Below are 14846 nucleotides of genomic sequence, written 5' to 3' on the forward strand. Positions count from 1 at the left end.
ATCTTCGCGGAGCCCGGTTCTGGCGCCGGGTGGGATCAGGTGTAGAGCAAACCGTCCACCATCCGCACCGAGCGATCACAACGTTCCGCAAGGCGCGGGTCGTGCGTGACGATCAGGCAGGCCGATCCTCGCTCGCGATTCACCTCGCGCATCAGCGCGAAGATCTCGTCAGCGGTGTGGGTGTCGAGGTTGCCGGTCGGTTCGTCGGCAAGGATCAGGCGCGGCCCGAGCAGCAGCGCGCGCGCGATCGCCACCCGCTGCTGCTGGCCGCCGGAGAGCTGGTTCGGTTTCTTGTGCGAATGCGCTTCGAGGCCAACGCGGCGCAGCAGTTCGCGCGCAGCGGCTTCGTGGGCGTCGGTGGCGCGCCCCTCGGCGATGATGCCGGGCATCATCGCGTTCTCCAGTGCGCTGAAGGCCGGCAGCAGGTGGTGGAACTGGAAGACGAAGCCGATGCTGCGATTGCGCAGGCGGGTGAGGCCAACGTCGTCCTGCGTGGCGGTGTCGATGCCGTCGATTTCGATGCGGCCGGCGGTGGCGCGTTCGAGCAGGCCGACGAGGTTGAGCAGCGTACTTTTGCCGGAACCGGAGGGGCCGATCAGCGCGACGAACTCGCCTGCTGCGATGTCGAGGTCGATGCCGTGCAGGATCTCGGCCTCGACTTCGGTGCCGATGTTGTAGGACTTGCGGATGCCGGCGAGGCGGATCACGGGTTGCGTCATGGTCAGCTCCGGATCGCGTCGACCGGGTCGAGCGAGGCGGCGCGCCGCGCGGGGATCATCGCGGCGAGCGTGCCGACCACGGTGGCGATGAGGCAGGCGCCGATCACGATGTCGGCCGGCAGTTCGGGCGAAAAGATCGGCGTGCCATCGCCGTTGCGGAACACCGAGGCGAAAATCTGCAGCAGCCCCCAGCCGAGCGAGGCACCAAGGGCGGAGCCGACGCTGCCGACCAGCGCGCCCTGGATCAGGAACACCGCCAGCAGTTGCCGGCGGCCGGCGCCCATCGCGCGCAAGATGCCGATCTCGCGCTGCTTCTGCACCACCGACACCACCAGCACGCTGGCGATGCCGAGCGCGACGATCAGCGTGACGAAGCTGCGGATCAGGTTCAGCGAGGTGCTCTGGTTCTTCAGGCCGGCGAGCAGTTGTGCGTTGGTTGTCATCCAGCTTTCGACCTTGAGGCCGGTGGCATCGGCGAGCGGACGCGCGATCGCTTCCGCCTCGAAGATATCCGTCACCCGCAGGTCGACTTGCGACACGCCGCCGGCCAGGTCAAGCAGCGATTGGCCCAGCCGTAGCGACACGAAGACCCAGCGGCGATTGAGGTCGCGGTTGCCGATGTCGAACAGGCCGGTGATTGTCAGCACCTCTTCGCGGCCACCGGCGGTCTGCACCCGGATGCGATCGCCGAGCGAGGCACCCAGATCCTTCGCCAGTTCGATGCCGATCACCGCATTGGTGCCGGACGGCGCGAAGCGGCCCGCGGTGAGGTACTTGTCCATCAGCACGATGCGGCGGTAGGCGTCGGGCTCCACGCCCATCAGCGCGACCGATTTGCTCGCTTCACCGCGCAGCGCGAAGGCGGGGCCGGTCACCAGCGGCGATACGGCCACCACATCCGGCGTGGCGGCGGCGAGCTTCGCGACCGATTCCCACTGGTCCACCGGCCGCAGGCGCTGCGCGCGGGGCTGGTCGATGGCGAGCGTGCCGGGGGCGTCGGGCAGCGCGCGGCGGTTGATCTCGTCGGGCGGGCGGATCACCACATGCGGCTGGCTGCCGAGCACGCGCTCGATGATCGAGCTTTGCAGTTCGCCGATCAGGTGGGTGAGGAAGATCGTCACCGCGACGCCGGCGGTGACGCCACCGAGGATCAGCAGCGACTGCGTGCGCCCCTCGCGCAGGAAGCGCAGCGCGACGAGCAGTTCAAAAGGCAGGCGGATGCGCATTGCGGGCTTAGCGTGTCATGCCCGGTGCACCCTTCACGCCTGCGGTGCGCGGCGGCTTGCTGCGCACTCGCTCTCCGGGCTGGGTGGATTCGGCCGCTGGCACGATCAGGTCGCCGGCATCGAGCCCGCTGGCCACTTCCGCGGCGCCCATGCCGCGCAAGCCCAGCGTAACGGCGACGCGTTCGGCGCGGCCGTCACGCACGCGCAGCACCCAGGGCGATTCGCTTTCGGCCGCGTGGATCGCGTCGAGCGGCAGCACCACGGCGCTGTCCTTGCGCGCGACGACGATCTCGACCGATACCGTCATGTCCGGCCGCAGGAAAGCCGGCGGCTGCGGCACCGAGAACTTCACTTCCACCGTGCCGCGCTGCGCATCGACGCCGGGTGCGACATAGTCGATCACCACGTCGAAGGGCTGGCCGGGGTAGGCGTCGGCCACCGCCTTGCCTGCCACGCCGGGCTTGAGGCGCGCGAGGTGCTTCTCGTCCATCTGCGTGACGATGCGCAGGGTGCCGCCGGCGGCAAAACGCATCAGCACCCGCCCGGCCTGCGTGATGTCGCCGACATTCACCTCGCGCGAGAGCACCGTGCCATCGGCTGGCGCGCGCAGTTCATGGTTGGCCATGCGGGCGCGGGCGGCGCGCAGGTTGGCCTCGGCCTGAACGCTGCGGCTGGTGGCGGCGGCCATCTCGCTGCCGGCGGGCAGGTTCGCGGCGGCCTGGCTGCGCGCGGCGGCCAGCGCGGCTTCGGCGTTCTGCAGGATGCGGTTCGCGTCGTCGCGCCGGCTGGGCGAAACGAAGCCCTGCGCGATCATCGCTTCGACCCGCTGGTATTCCAGTTGCGCCACGCGCAGGTTTTCTTCCGCCTGCCGCTGCTGCTGGCCGCTGACCGGGCGCGCTACCTGCTCCACCTGCGCGAGCCGCGCGCGCGCTTCGCTTGCCGCGGCTTCGGCGGCGGCGAGGCTGGCGCGGGCTTCGTCTGCACGCAGCGCGATCAGCAGATCGCCTTGCTTCACGACGCTGCCTTCCTTGGCCGCGAGGGTTTCGACAATGCCGGCGACCGGCAGGCCCAGTTGCACTTGCGCGGGGGTTTCGATGCGGCCGGTGGCGATCAGGGTCTGCGCGATGGCCTGGCGCGTGGCGCTGCGCAGTTCGACTTCCTTGCCGCGGCTCATCATCCAGCCGATCAGCAGGACGAGGGCGAGCAGGATCGCAAGCGGCAGGCGCCAGGGGCGAAGCCGGGCGCCAAGTTGGTTCAGTGTGAGCATCATTGTTCTTGTCTGTTCGGGCGGCGTTTGCCCAGACCGCAATTATGCGCGGCAGTTCCCTTCAGGGTCTCCCGGCGGTGGCGGGGGACGGCGGGCGGGTTCAGGTTTTCGGGCGTTTGAGGAAGAACTTGTTCGTCCCGGCGGGTTTGCCTTTCGCAAATACCTCCCACTCCGCTTCCATCGTGTCGGCGCCATCGAGCCGGATCTCGCCGCCGTGGATGTGGGTGGATTGTGCGGCATCCATGTTGCTGCCGCCGGTGAAGTCAAAACGCAGGCGCTGGCCGTCGGCCGCGACGAGTTTCATGCGCGGCTGGTTGCCCATGGCGCAGTAATGCGTCATGACCAGCTGATCGCCGTCGAGGTGGTAGATCGACGTCATCTCGTGTGGTGTGCCGGGGAACAGGACTTCCATCACCGCAGTGCCGCCCGAGATATTGCGGTAGCTGACCTCGGCCGCCGGGCCGTCGGCCTTCTGGACATGGCCGATCCAGCGGCCTTCCAGCGCTTTGAGCTGCGCGAAGGCGGCGGCCGCATCCGGCGGCGCGGCATGGGCCAGCGTGCCGGTGCTGAGTGCAAGAAGAAGGGCGAAGCAATGACGTTTCATGGCGGCGTGCCTCCGGGCTGGCCGCAGGACCGCGGCGTCGCCAGAGTGCGGCCGATCGCCCGGCGCTGCAAGGGGTAGGGTGCGGAAGTGGCGGCGCGGTGCTTAGCGCTTCCAGAGCGCGTGGAAGTGGTGCACCGGCCCGTGGCCCTTGCCCACCTCCAGTTCGCCGGATGCGGCAATCGCGCGCAGCAGCCATTCGCGCGCATGCCGCACCGCGGCTTCGACCGGGCGGAACTGCCCCTGCGCCTGCGGCAGCAGCGCGGCGATGGCGGCCGAGAGCGAGCAGCCGGTGCCGTGGGTGTTCTTGGTGTCGATGCGCTGGCCCGGCAGCTCGACCATGCGGTCGCCGTCGAACAGCAGATCCATCAACTCGCCGCCGGGCAGGTGGCCGCCCTTGAGCAGTACCCAGCGCTCGCTGGAGAGCGGCAGCAGCTCGCGCAGGCGTTCGGCGGCGCGGTACATCTCCTTGACTGATTCCGGTGCGCGTTGATCCAGCAGCACGCCGGCTTCGGGCAGGTTGGGCGTGATCATGAAGCTTTGCGGCAGCAGCGCTTCCTTCACCATCGCGACTGCGTTCTTCGCGAGCAGGTGGTCGCCGCTCTTGGCCACCATCACCGGATCGCAGACCACGAACTTCGCCGCGTAGTGGGCGAGGCGGTCGGCGACGTTGAACACGATGTCGGCGGTGCCGAGCATGCCCAGCTTTACGGCGTCGATCCGCACATCCGAGAAAAGCGTATCAATTTGTAGCCGCAGGAAGTCAATCGGCGGCGTGTGCACGCCGGTTACCGCCTGGGTGTTCTGCGCGGTGAGTGCCGCAACCACGCCACAGCCGTAGGCGCCGTGCGCCGAGAAGGCCTTGAGGTCGGCGTAGATGCCGGCGCCGCCGGAAGGGTCGATGCCGGCGATGGTCACAACATTGGGGATCTGGCGGGGCGTGCTCATGGTGTTCAGTCAGCGGCGGCAGGAAGGGTAGGCGCGGATTTTCCCATGAACCGGGCGGGCGTCGTGCGGTGGCGACGCCTCGCGAGCCTGCTGCCAAGGCTGCTAGAATCCGCGCGCCTTCACTTTTTTGCATCGCAGCAGTCACAAGCCGTCTGCGCTGCCCACCGGATTCATGAGTCGTACCGCATCACGTTTTGTCCTCATCGATGCGCTCAAAGCGCTCGCCTCGCAGCTGATCGTGCTTCACCACCTTGCCTACTACGGCCCCATGTCGGACCTGGCGAGCGCGCTCGCGCCCGCGCTGTTCGCGTGGCTGGCGCACGATGCGCGCCTGGTGGTGCAAGTGTTTCTGGTGATTGGCGGCTTCCTCGCGGCGCGCGGCCTTGCGCCCGATGCCCGGTTCTCCGCGCGTGAGGGCCTTGTCACGCTGGTGTGGCAGCGCTACCTGCGGCTGGCGGTGCCCTTGATGGCCATGCTGGTCTTCGCAATTGTGGCGGCGGCAATCGCACGCGCCTTGTTCGAGCATGATGCAACGCCCGCGCGGCCGAGCATTGTGCAAGTGCTGGCGCACCTGTTCCTGTTGCAGGATCTCGTCGGGCAGGAGGCGCTTTCGGCCGGGGTCTGGTATGTCGCGATCGATCTTCAGCTGTTCGCGCTGTTTGCCATGATCATGTGGCTGGCGCGGGCGCCCGGCCCGCGCGTGAGTGCCGTGCTTGGGCCGGTGGCGGTGGCGGGCCTCGCGCTGCTGTCGATCTTCTACTTCAATCGTGACGCGGCCTGGGATGTGGCCGCGCCATACTTCTTTGGCGCCTACGCGCTCGGGGCCTTCGCATGGTGGGGGGCGCAGCGTGGCCGCGCCTGGTGGCTGATGGCCCTGATGACGGCGACGCTGCTCGCCCTTGAGGTGGACTTCCGCGAGCGTCTGGCGCTCGCTGCCTGCGTGGCGCTGGCGCTGATGCTGGCGCAAAGCAAGCCGCACTGGTGCCGGGCGCTGGATTGGCGTTTGCTGGCCTGGTTGTCGCGGATTTCGTATCCGCTCTTCCTGATCCATTTCCCGGTGTGCCTGCTCGTGAACGCCGCGTTTGCGGTGTGGTTGCCGCAGACGGCGCCGGTGCAGGCGCTGGGTGTGTTGATTGCGTGGCTGGGCAGTGTCGCGGTGGCAGACCTTTTCGGTCGCTGGGTGGACACGCGTGCGCCGTTTGCCGCACGGCCGGTGGCGGCGCCTCAGCGCGCCTGATCCGGGGCGTCGGGCATTTCCATTTGGCGGGGCAGCCGCCGCACCCGGCTGGAACTGGGCGCAGGGTTGAGTTTGCCGCGTTGCGTGCAAGCCTTTTGAGTCGGGTGCGGTTTCACGCCAGGGCTTGATCGGGTGATGAATGCGCCGCCCGGACGGTGTTCTTTGTCTGCCCCAACTAAGGAAGGTCTGAATAAGTGGCTGCGACGGCGCATCGCTGCGTTACGGCGTGCTCACTCCCGCGCCTATCTATCAGATCTGTCCTGGTCGCTGCGCGCGCCGCGCCTTGCGCTGCATCCGTCTCGTTCACTTATTCAGACCTTCCCTAAGCGGCCGGGGCGAGCCCGGATGCACCCTTGTCACGCTGCAGGGCCCGCAGGATCTGCGGGTCAAGTTCGACGCGCGGGCTGGGCGCCTCGACGTCGATTGTCTGGCGCGTGAGTGCCAGCAGCTTGTGCTGCAGGACGAGGTTTTCCCATGCGCTGACGACATTGGCCGCGAAGCGGGTAAGCAATTCGCGGTCGTCCGCCCGCACCACGTGCTTGAAGGCCATGTAGAGCAGGCCCTCGCTGCCGGCGGCAGTGCGGTGGTAGGCCACCATGAAGCCGGCCTCATCAATGCTGCGGCCGAGCGTGCGCGCGCGCTGGAAGGCGTCGGCCACGTCGGGCGGCAATTGATCCGCCGAGGGGGCGGTGCGGTACTGCACGTAATCGTCGGTGGTGGCCAGTACCGTCATCGGCACCGCGCGTTCGGCCGGGGTGTCGTCGTAAGTGGCAAGGCAGGTGGCGCACAGGCCGGAACCCTGATCACCCATCAGGTTGCGCGCCTGTTCGAGGATGGACGAGGCCAGTTCCGCGAGGCTGGGGCTGTCGCCAATGCGGGTGATGGCATCCACGGTGCGCCGCAGTGCGGTGCGCGAGCGCTCGATCGTGAGGATGTCGCGATAGCCGCGCAGCGCCACGTAGAGCGCGGTTTCGAGCTTGCGCTTGGTCAGTTCGGCCTTGGTCTTGTAGTCGTTGATGTCGTAGTCGCGAATCACCGATTCTTCCGGCGCCTGGCCCGCCTGACCGGTGCGCAGCACGATACGCACCGCGCGGTTGCCAAGCCCCTCGCGGATCTCGCGCACCAGATCGAGCCCGGCGGTTTCGGTTTCCATCACCACATCGAGCAGGATCACCGCAATGTCGCGGCGTTCGCGCAGCACCACGCGTGCTTCGTTGGCGCTCAGGCAGTTGATGATATGGAGCGGTCGGTCTTCGAAGGTGAAACCCAGGGTGCCCAGGCGGGTGACCTGATGTACATCGGGCTCGTCGTCCACCACCAGCACGGTCCATGCCTCATCGGCACCGCCCTGGCTGGGCGGTGTTTCCGGTTCGTCGACAAACATCAGATCGTCCATGGCGGATTCGTGTTCGCTGGTGAAATGCTGGGCGTGCCAGATCATTTACGGCCCGGTGGCGGCCCGACTTGAGCCGTCGCACCGGGCCGCACGGCGGGATCAGGCGGGCTGACGGGGGGCGGTAAAGATGTGCAGCGCAGCATGCTGTAGCAGCATGATGGTCTTGGCGTCGCAGATGCGGCCATCGCCCACCATGCGCATTGCTTCGTCGAAGCCCAGCTCGAAGACCTCGATGTCCTCGCCTTCGTGTTCGAGCCCGCCGCCTTCGCCGATGCGGTCAGACGGGTCGTATTCGGCAACGTACAGGTACAGCCTTTCGGTGACGGCGCCGGGGCTCATGAAGGCCTCGCAGACCTTGCGCACATCGCGTACCCGGTAGCCGGCTTCTTCCTCGGCTTCGGCGCGGATGCGGGTTTCCGGATCGGCTTCGTCAAGCAGCCCGGCCGGCACCTCGATCATCAGATCATCGTGGTGGTTAACGAAGGCCGGGTAGCGGAACTGCCGCGTCAGGATCACGGTGCGCTGCGGCAGGCTGTAGAGCAGGATCGCCGCGCCGTTGCCGCGATCGTAGCTTTCGCGGTGCTGCGCCTGCCAGCGGCCGTCGCGGCGGCGGAACTCGAAGTGGGTGGTCTTGAGGATGTACCAGTTGTCTGACAGCAGACGCTCGTCAAGGACTCGTACCCGCTCCGAAATGCTCATTGCTTGCTCCGTGATGGTCGGTGAGGCGTTACGCGGCGCGGCGGAAGGTCAGGTTTATCCGCTGCATGCCAAGCAAGGAGTGTAACCCTTCGCCGATCGGCTTGACGCCGTGAAACCGAAGGCGATCCGGCCCGCCCCAGACCAGCACATCGCCGTGCTGCAGCGTCAGGTGCTTTACCGGATCGCTGCGCACCAGGCCGCCGAAAAGGAACACTGCCGGCAGCCCGAGGGAGACGGACACGATCGGTGCGCTGTAGTCGTGCTCGTCACGGTCCTGATGCAGCGATAACCGGGTGCCCGGCGTGTAGCGGTTGATCAGGCAGGCATCGGGCGCGAAGCCGGCAAAGCCCGCCTGCTCGGCCGCGCTGTGTGCCAGCAAGGCGAAGCACGCCGGCATGGGGGGCCAGGGCAGGCCGCTCTGCGGGTCGATTGCCTGGTAGCGGTAGCCCGCGCGGTCGCTCACCCAGCCGAGCGCGCCGCAGTTGCTCATGGCCACCGACATCCGCTGCCCACCGGGCGTGACAAGGTGGCGGAAGGGCGCTTGGGCCGTGATCTGGTCAATCGCGTTAAGCAGCGCCGCCGCCTTTGATTCTGCAAACCGGTGCAGCAGCATCGTGCCGGGCCCAAGGCGCTCCGCGGGGCTGGTTTCGGCGAAGAGATCGGCGTTCATCGGGGGTTTGGGATCGGCAAGCGGGCCGTGAGTGGGCGATCAGCCACTTCAGTGTGCGCGGGCGCTCGCGGCACAGTAGGCCGTGAGCGATTCGGTGACGATGCGCTCAAGCCGCGGTTTGTCGATTTCGCTTTTCCATGCAAAGCCATTGATGCCTGCTTGCTCCAGGGCCGAGCGCGAGCAGTAGCCGCCGGCCGCGGTGCGGATCACGATCTGCGTGCGGTCGTATGCCGGTTTGGCGCGCAGCGCGCGGATGACGGCCAGGCCTGCGTCGATGCGCTCCATGACGATATCGAGCAGGATCAGCGCGATCTCCGGCGTGCTCGGGAGTATCGCCAGCGCTTCGTCGCCGCTGTAGCAATCAATGAAGTGCAGCGGGCGCCCTTGAAAGCGGAAGTGCTTGAGCGCCATGCCGGTGATCGTGTGGACGTCGTGATCGTCGTCCACCACCATCACCACCCAGCCGGCATCTGCCTTCGCGTGTGCGGCGTGCGGTGGCTCTGCTTCTTCGTCTTCGATGAAAAGCAGCTCATCCATGGGATTGGTATCCGGCCGGCATGGGACCGAGATGGGGCCGACAGGGCGCCGGCCTATGCTCTTCAGTGTAGGCCGCGCGCGCCGCGCGCGACAAGGCCACGCGCTGAACGGCCGCTGCGCGGCTTCAGGGCAGTGAGGGGGCGTCGCTGCGGCGCTTGTAGAAGCTCACTTTCGCGCTGACCGGCACCTGCGAGGGCGGCGGGCTCTGCAGGATGTGTTTCTTGGCCTTGCCGATCACATGCATCTCGCACGGCTTGCAGTCGAATTTCAGCGTGAAGCGCTCGTTGCCATTGACCAGCGTCATCGGCTCGGCCCGCACCTGCCCCTGCACGCCCTGCACGCCCTTGGCCTGCTTGGGGCACAGGTTGAACGAGAAGCGCAGGCAGTGCTTGGTGATCATCAGGGGCACTTCGCCGGCTTCTTCGTGTGCTTCGTAGGCGGCGGCGATCAGCTTGACGCCGTGGCGGGTGTAGAAGTCGCGCGCGGCCTGGTTGTAGACGTTGGCCAGAAAGCTCAGCGTGTCTTCCGGATAGGCCACTGGCGGCTCGACTGCGGCTTTGCGCTGCGGCCGTTGCCAGCTTGCAAGCCGTGCCGCTTCGAGCTTTGCCACCGCGTCGCGCCGCAGGGCATTGATCGCCGATGCCGGCACGAACCAGGCTTGCGCGCAGGCCAGCGTGGTCGATTGCAGCGTGAAGGCGGTGCCGCCGAACTTGGCCAGATGTTCGCGCAGGGTGGCCTCGGCCTTGTCGGCGTGCTGCGCGGGCTGCTTGTCGAAGGCGGCTTCGGCGGTGGCGCTGATGCCGTCTTCGTCGGTCAGCGTCAGCGCAAAGCCGGTGGCGGTGTCGGCAAAAGTTGCCCAAACCGCGATGCGGCGCTCGGCGGACTTTTTCGTCAGCGCCTGTTCCCAGGCGTGGTCGCGGTTGCGGCTCACCGCCACGCCGGGCTTGAGGCCCGGCAACTGCGCCACCGGCTCGTTCGGGAACACGCGCCACAGCGTGCCTGCTTCACCTGCACCGAGCTTTTCGACCGTGTTGGCCTGCAGGCCAACCACCTCGCGCTTGTGCATGTAGTTGAGCCCGTCGCCGTTGGCGAGGGGCTCGGTGGCGTCGATCTCGAAGCAGTCCTTGCCGACGCGGCTCACGGTACCCAGCGGCAGGCCGACGAAGGTGGGCGTGTCGAAGGCGCCGATGTCTTCCTTGCGGCCGGTGGCGAAGTAGTCGGTGGCGCCGCGGTGGAAGGTCTTGTCGGGGTTGGGGGTGAACAGCAGTTGCGTGCGGCCGCTCGACGCCCTTGCAAGCGCGGGCTGCGCCTCGATGATCTGGTCGAGCAACTGGCGGTAGTGGCCGGTGATGTTCTTGACGTAGCCGGCGTCCTTGTAGCGGCCTTCGATCTTGAAACTGCGCACGCCGGCGGCGATCAGGTGCGCGAGGTTGGCGCTCTGGTTGTTGTCCTTCATCGACAGCAGGTGCTTGTCGAAGGCCACCACGCGGCCTTGCTGGTCCTGCAGGGTGTAGGGCAGGCGGCAGGCTTGCGAGCAGTCGCCACGGTTGGCGCTGCGGCCGGTGTGGGCGTGGCTGATGTTGCACTGGCCCGAGAAGGCCACGCACAGCGCGCCGTGGATGAAGTGTTCGATCGTGGTGTCGGCCGGCACCGCGGCGCGGATCGCGGCGATTTGCTCGATCGTCAGCTCGCGCGCCAGCACGATCTGCGAAAAGCCGGATTCGGCGAGGAACTTCGCTTTTGCGACGGTGCGGATGTCGCACTGGGTTGAGGCATGCAGCTCGATCGGCGGGATGTCCAGTTCCAGCAAGCCCATGTCCTGCACGATCAGCGCATCCACGCCGGCGTCGTAAAGCTCATGCGCCAGCTTGCGCGCCGGTTCCAGCTCGGCGTCGTGCAGGATGGTGTTGAGCGTGACGAAGATGCGCGCGTGGTAGCGGTGTGCGAATTCGACCAGCGAGGCGATCTCGCTCACCGTATTGCTGGCGTTGTGCCGCGCGCCGAAAGACGGCCCGCCGATATACACCGCATCCGCGCCGTGCAGGATCGCCTCGCGGCCGATCTCGGCCGTCTTCGCGGGGGAAAGCAGTTCAAGCTGGTGGGCGGGCAGGCTCATCGCGGTCTCTTCGGGGTCATTGCGGCGGCGCGCGCAAGCCTCTGCGGGCCCGCTGCGCGAGGGCGCGGATTGTAGCCCGTCCGCCCCCCGGAATCGACAAAAATCGTTTTGCGTCCGGGACTTGGCGCTGCTGCCCTGCGGCGGATCAGCCGATTGAAATCACGCCCTGAATCCGCTCGCCGGCGGCCTTGGTGGGCGGTGAGCGGTGCGGTTCGAGCCCCGGTGCGCGGGCTTGCTCGCCGTAACGCAGTCCTTCCGGGTGGCTTTCGGTGGCGTAGGCCGCATCAAACCCCATGTCGCCGAAGAGTTTGGGCCGATCGCGTGCGAAGCGTGCTTCGCCGATCGGGTCGTCATCGGTGCCGCTTGTGGTGGATATCGTGTCCATGCCGGTTCCCCCGAGTTGCCGCGCGTGATGGCGCGATGCTGGCCGGCGCAGGATCACCGCCGCCGACCTGTTTCAGACCTGCCGCTGTGCCCTTGGTTCAAGCCGCGCGCAGCAAGCAGGCCGCATTGATTGATAGGTGCTTGTGCGCGCAGAAGCAAGGCTGCAGCGCAGCGGGGCGGCTAGTCGCCGACCAGCACGCGGTTGCGGCCGGTGGACTTGGCCTTGAGCAGCGCGAGGTCGGCGCGTTGCAGCAGTGAATCGAGCGCGGCGTCGCGCGCCGGGTCGTAGTGAGCAACGCCGATGCTCAGGGTGCAGGGCTCGGCGAGGCCATGCTTGCAACTCGCAGCAGCCAGGCGCAAGCGCTCGGCGATCTGCCGGGCTTCGCCGGCATCGGTGTCGGGCAGCAGCGCGAGAAACTCCTCGCCGCCATAGCGGCCTATCACATCGGACTGCCGCAGGACCGAGAGGAAGAGTTCGGCCAGATCCCGCAGCACCTGATCACCTGCTGCGTGGCCGTAGCGGTCGTTAACTGCCTTGAAAAGATCCAGGTCGATCATCAGCAGCGACAAGGGGTGGTCACCGCGCGTTGCACGGCTGAACTCATGCGTGGCCAGCTCGAACAGGTGCCGCCGGTTGTAGAGGCCGGTCAGCCCATCGCGCGTGGCCAGTTCGGTGAGGCAAGCGTTGGCGTACTCCAGCTCGGCGGTGCGTTCGGCAACGCGTCGTTCGAGCGCCTCGTTTGCGCCGCGCAACCGGGCTTCGGCGCGCCGCAGTGCGCTGATGTCGCGCGAGATGCCCAGGATGTACTCGATTCGCCCCTGCGCATCAGCTGCCGGCACGAGCAGGGTGTGCCAGTGCTGCGGCGGTGCATCGGGTGGGCCGCCGGTTTCTTCGTAGTGCATCGGCTGTCCAAGCGCGATGCATTGCCGGTAGTGCTGGCTCACCGCCTCGAACTGCTCCGCCGGCAGCACCGTGTCGAGCGGCAGGCCGTGTGTGGCTTCGCCATCGCGCCCGAGCAAACGGGCCAGTGCCGGGTTGATCGCCTCAACAATGAAGCGGCCGTCGGCTTCACAGCGGATGACGAAGACGTTATCGGGGAATTGCTCCCAAAGCTTCTCGAAGGCCCCGAAGCGTCGTCGCAAGAGGCTGCTGATGCGGTGCGGCAAGTTCAGATCAGAACGCGGATTCATCGCCAAACGCCCCCATTGCGGCTGGCGCATCGCCGCCCGCCGCTTGCCAACAGCACATCACAGCGCGGCGCCTGGCTTGATGACCCAAGGCAAATGCGGCGGGATCTGGCGGGGGAATCGACTTCGCGCGCCGATCTGCGACGCATCCGCCAGCCCCGCGCTGGCATCACCCGGCTGATGCCGTGGTATCGGGCAGCCAGCGGGATGTCAGTTTCTGAATCGGCCTGCGGTATCGCTGAGTGTTCTGGCGAGGGTGTTGAGCTCTTCGGCGGCCTGCGATGCTCCAGAGACGTCACGCAGGTTCTCGATGGCAAGGCAGCCGACCTGTGCCATGCGATCCGAGATTTCGGCGCTGGCGTCGCGCTGGTGCTGGACCGCGCTGGAAATCCGGCCCACTTCGCTCGCCGTTTCCGCCGCCGAGCGTTTTGCCCGTTCCAGCGATTCACGCAGCCGCGCGAGCATGTCGTTACCCGACGCCGCCGAGGCGGCGCTCAATGCCAGCGCGGTGCGTACTTGATCGGCGCGCAGCGAGAAGGCGCCGGTGATGTCCTGGATGCTGCTGGCGGTATTGCTCGAGCGCACCGCGAGCTTGCGCACTTCGTCGGCCACCACGGCAAAGCCGCGTCCGTATTCCCCGGCGCGGGCAGCCTCGATCGCCGCATTGAGCGCGAGCAGATTTGTCTGATCGGCGATCTGCTTCACCTCCGCCGATGCCGCCGTGATGCGGGTGGCGTCTTCAACAAAGCGCCCGACGGCATCCACCGTCTGCTGGGTTTTGTCGGATACGTCGGCCATGTGCAGCAGCGTGTTGTCGATCCCGCTCAGGCCTTCGTCCGCAAGGGTGGCGGTTTCGCGCGTGTTGGCCAGCACCACGTCGGAGTCGGCGGCGATCTCGGCGATTGCTGCGGTGAGTTGCTCGGCGGCCACGCTGACTGCCTGCGCAAAGTTGACCTGTTCCTTCGACGACGATTCGATGCTGTGCGCCGTGCCGGCGAGGGCGGCCGAATGTTCGTGTTGGGAATTTGCGTGACGGTTCACCTCGCCCATCGCGGTGCGAATGCTGTCGGCAAAGGCTTCGAACGCGCGCGCGGTGTCGGCGATTTCGTCGCGTGAACGCGTCGCCAGATGGGCGCCCAGATCGCCGGTGAGCATGCTGCGTGCGGCATCGCGGATCTGATACACATCGCGCCGGATCACCCGGCTGACCAGCAGGGAAATCAGTGCCGAGGCGAGAAACGCGACGCCCAGGGCCGCACCAAGGCTCCATTGCAGCATGCCGGTGAAGTCGACCACGCCGTTGATCGCATGCGAGGACTCGCGCACCTGGGCCGCATTGAGCTCACCCAGACTTTGCAGAATGCCGTCCCACTGCGGCGCGCTGCGCAGCATCATGGTTGTGGCAACGCTGTTGTCGTCTTCCAGCATGTCCAGCGCATCGGCCATCTTCTTCCGGTAGCCGTCAACCGCCGGTTGCAGTTTCTTGAGAATGGCCGTTTGCGCCGCGCTTTGCGGCGTCTGCGCGGTGCGCTTGAGGCGGGCCGCGGCAGCGTCCATCGTCTTCAAGGCATGCGCTGCCACCTCGTTGCGCTTCTCGGCCGGGTACGAGGCCGACGCCATGGCCAGCACCTGAAAGACTTCGCGCTGGGCCTGCTGCATTTCGCGCTGGATCTCGCCGGCCTCCACCATCAAGGCCTGGCGGGCACTGACATCGGTCTTGAGGCGATGGGCTTGCTGGGCCAGTCCGAACATTGCCGCGAGCACGACCAGAGTCAGCAGCGACAGCACGACAACCGGCCCCAACAGCAGTTTGGGGCCGAGTCTCAGGCGGGAGAGCATGGTTATGCGCCTCGCAGGC

The 14846-nt window shown here is 67.1% G+C and carries 14 protein-coding genes; 1 reads left to right on the forward strand and 13 read right to left on the reverse strand.

The genetic code is table 11. From position 1 onward, the window contains the following. Positions 1–35: 35 nt before the first annotated feature. From OPU71_RS15605 to thiD, 5 genes are all read right to left on the reverse strand, one after another. On the reverse strand, positions 36–719 hold the full coding sequence (locus OPU71_RS15605; protein WP_267728936.1) for an ABC transporter ATP-binding protein: 684 nt from the start codon (positions 717–719) through the stop codon (positions 36–38). A 2-nt stretch (positions 720–721) separates the two neighbouring features. Then, positions 722–1945, reverse strand: a complete 1224-nt coding sequence (locus OPU71_RS15610) for an ABC transporter permease (RefSeq protein WP_267728937.1) — start codon at positions 1943–1945, stop codon at positions 722–724. Positions 1946–1952: 7 nt separating this feature from the next. Next, positions 1953–3212, reverse strand: a complete 1260-nt coding sequence (locus OPU71_RS15615) for an efflux RND transporter periplasmic adaptor subunit (protein WP_267728938.1) — start codon at positions 3210–3212, stop codon at positions 1953–1955. A 100-nt stretch (positions 3213–3312) separates the two neighbouring features. Continuing rightward, positions 3313–3816: a hypothetical protein gene (locus OPU71_RS15620; protein WP_267728939.1), complete on the reverse strand. Its 504-nt coding sequence runs from the start codon at positions 3814–3816 to the stop codon at positions 3313–3315. Positions 3817–3918: 102 nt separating this feature from the next. Next, positions 3919–4761: a bifunctional hydroxymethylpyrimidine kinase/phosphomethylpyrimidine kinase gene (thiD, locus tag OPU71_RS15625; protein WP_267728940.1), complete on the reverse strand. Its 843-nt coding sequence runs from the start codon at positions 4759–4761 to the stop codon at positions 3919–3921. A gap of 172 nt (positions 4762–4933) precedes the next feature. On the opposite strand from thiD, the gene OPU71_RS15630 reads away from it, so the two are divergent. After that, positions 4934–5998 (forward strand): acyltransferase family protein, encoded by a 1065-nt coding sequence (locus tag OPU71_RS15630; protein ID WP_267728941.1) that lies wholly within the window; start codon positions 4934–4936, stop codon positions 5996–5998. A gap of 322 nt (positions 5999–6320) precedes the next feature. Here the strand turns inward: OPU71_RS15630 and OPU71_RS15635 are convergent, their stop codons facing one another. The 8 genes from OPU71_RS15635 to OPU71_RS15670 all read right to left on the reverse strand — a co-directional run bounded on the left by OPU71_RS15635 (position 6321) and on the right by OPU71_RS15670 (position 14827). Beyond that, on the reverse strand, positions 6321–7439 hold the full coding sequence (locus OPU71_RS15635) for a DUF3369 domain-containing protein (protein ID WP_267728942.1): 1119 nt from the start codon (positions 7437–7439) through the stop codon (positions 6321–6323). Positions 7440–7493: 54 nt separating this feature from the next. Beyond that, the gene (locus OPU71_RS15640) at positions 7494–8093 is read right to left on the reverse strand and encodes an NUDIX domain-containing protein (RefSeq protein ID WP_267728943.1); all 600 of its coding nucleotides are present in this window, start codon (positions 8091–8093) and stop codon (positions 7494–7496) included. A gap of 28 nt (positions 8094–8121) precedes the next feature. Next, positions 8122–8763: a DNA oxidative demethylase AlkB gene (gene alkB, locus OPU71_RS15645; protein ID WP_267728944.1), complete on the reverse strand. Its 642-nt coding sequence runs from the start codon at positions 8761–8763 to the stop codon at positions 8122–8124. 48 nt (positions 8764–8811) lie between these two features. Next, positions 8812–9300, reverse strand: a complete 489-nt coding sequence (locus tag OPU71_RS15650) for a response regulator (protein ID WP_267728945.1) — start codon at positions 9298–9300, stop codon at positions 8812–8814. A gap of 124 nt (positions 9301–9424) precedes the next feature. Then, entirely contained in the window at positions 9425–11416 is a 1992-nt protein-coding gene (locus tag OPU71_RS15655) for a peptidase U32 family protein (RefSeq protein ID WP_267728946.1), read from the reverse strand. 145 nt (positions 11417–11561) lie between these two features. Continuing rightward, positions 11562–11801, reverse strand: coding sequence for a hypothetical protein (locus OPU71_RS15660; protein WP_267728947.1), 240 nt, complete (start codon positions 11799–11801; stop codon positions 11562–11564). 179 nt (positions 11802–11980) lie between these two features. Beyond that, positions 11981–12991 (reverse strand): sensor domain-containing diguanylate cyclase, encoded by a 1011-nt coding sequence (locus tag OPU71_RS15665; protein ID WP_267728948.1) that lies wholly within the window; start codon positions 12989–12991, stop codon positions 11981–11983. 207 nt (positions 12992–13198) lie between these two features. Further along, a complete protein-coding gene (locus tag OPU71_RS15670; protein WP_267728949.1) occupies positions 13199–14827 on the reverse strand; it encodes a methyl-accepting chemotaxis protein in 1629 nt (542 codons plus the stop codon). Positions 14828–14846 lie beyond the last annotated feature (19 nt).

The organism is Niveibacterium sp. 24ML, assembly GCF_026586805.1.
GTDB lineage: Bacteria > Pseudomonadota > Gammaproteobacteria > Burkholderiales > Rhodocyclaceae > Niveibacterium.

Bases quoted from the DNA above. Each gene is read 5' to 3' on its own strand.
- OPU71_RS15605 (WP_267728936.1), bottom strand. From the start codon at position 719: ATGACGCAACCCGTGATCCGCCTCGCCGGCATCCGCAAGTCCTACAAC.
- OPU71_RS15610 (WP_267728937.1), bottom strand. From the start codon at position 1,945: ATGCGCATCCGCCTGCCTTTTGAACTGCTCGTCGCGCTGCGCTTCCTG.
- OPU71_RS15615 (WP_267728938.1), bottom strand. From the start codon at position 3,212: ATGCTCACACTGAACCAACTTGGCGCCCGGCTTCGCCCCTGGCGCCTG.
- OPU71_RS15620 (WP_267728939.1), bottom strand. From the start codon at position 3,816: ATGAAACGTCATTGCTTCGCCCTTCTTCTTGCACTCAGCACCGGCACG.
- thiD (WP_267728940.1), bottom strand. From the start codon at position 4,761: ATGAGCACGCCCCGCCAGATCCCCAATGTTGTGACCATCGCCGGCATC.
- OPU71_RS15630 (WP_267728941.1), top strand. From the start codon at position 4,934: ATGAGTCGTACCGCATCACGTTTTGTCCTCATCGATGCGCTCAAAGCG.
- OPU71_RS15635 (WP_267728942.1), bottom strand. From the start codon at position 7,439: ATGATCTGGCACGCCCAGCATTTCACCAGCGAACACGAATCCGCCATG.
- OPU71_RS15640 (WP_267728943.1), bottom strand. From the start codon at position 8,093: ATGAGCATTTCGGAGCGGGTACGAGTCCTTGACGAGCGTCTGCTGTCA.
- alkB (WP_267728944.1), bottom strand. From the start codon at position 8,763: ATGAACGCCGATCTCTTCGCCGAAACCAGCCCCGCGGAGCGCCTTGGG.
- OPU71_RS15650 (WP_267728945.1), bottom strand. From the start codon at position 9,300: ATGGATGAGCTGCTTTTCATCGAAGACGAAGAAGCAGAGCCACCGCAC.
- OPU71_RS15655 (WP_267728946.1), bottom strand. From the start codon at position 11,416: ATGAGCCTGCCCGCCCACCAGCTTGAACTGCTTTCCCCCGCGAAGACG.
- OPU71_RS15660 (WP_267728947.1), bottom strand. From the start codon at position 11,801: ATGGACACGATATCCACCACAAGCGGCACCGATGACGACCCGATCGGC.
- OPU71_RS15665 (WP_267728948.1), bottom strand. From the start codon at position 12,991: ATGAATCCGCGTTCTGATCTGAACTTGCCGCACCGCATCAGCAGCCTC.
- OPU71_RS15670 (WP_267728949.1), bottom strand. From the start codon at position 14,827: ATGCTCTCCCGCCTGAGACTCGGCCCCAAACTGCTGTTGGGGCCGGTT.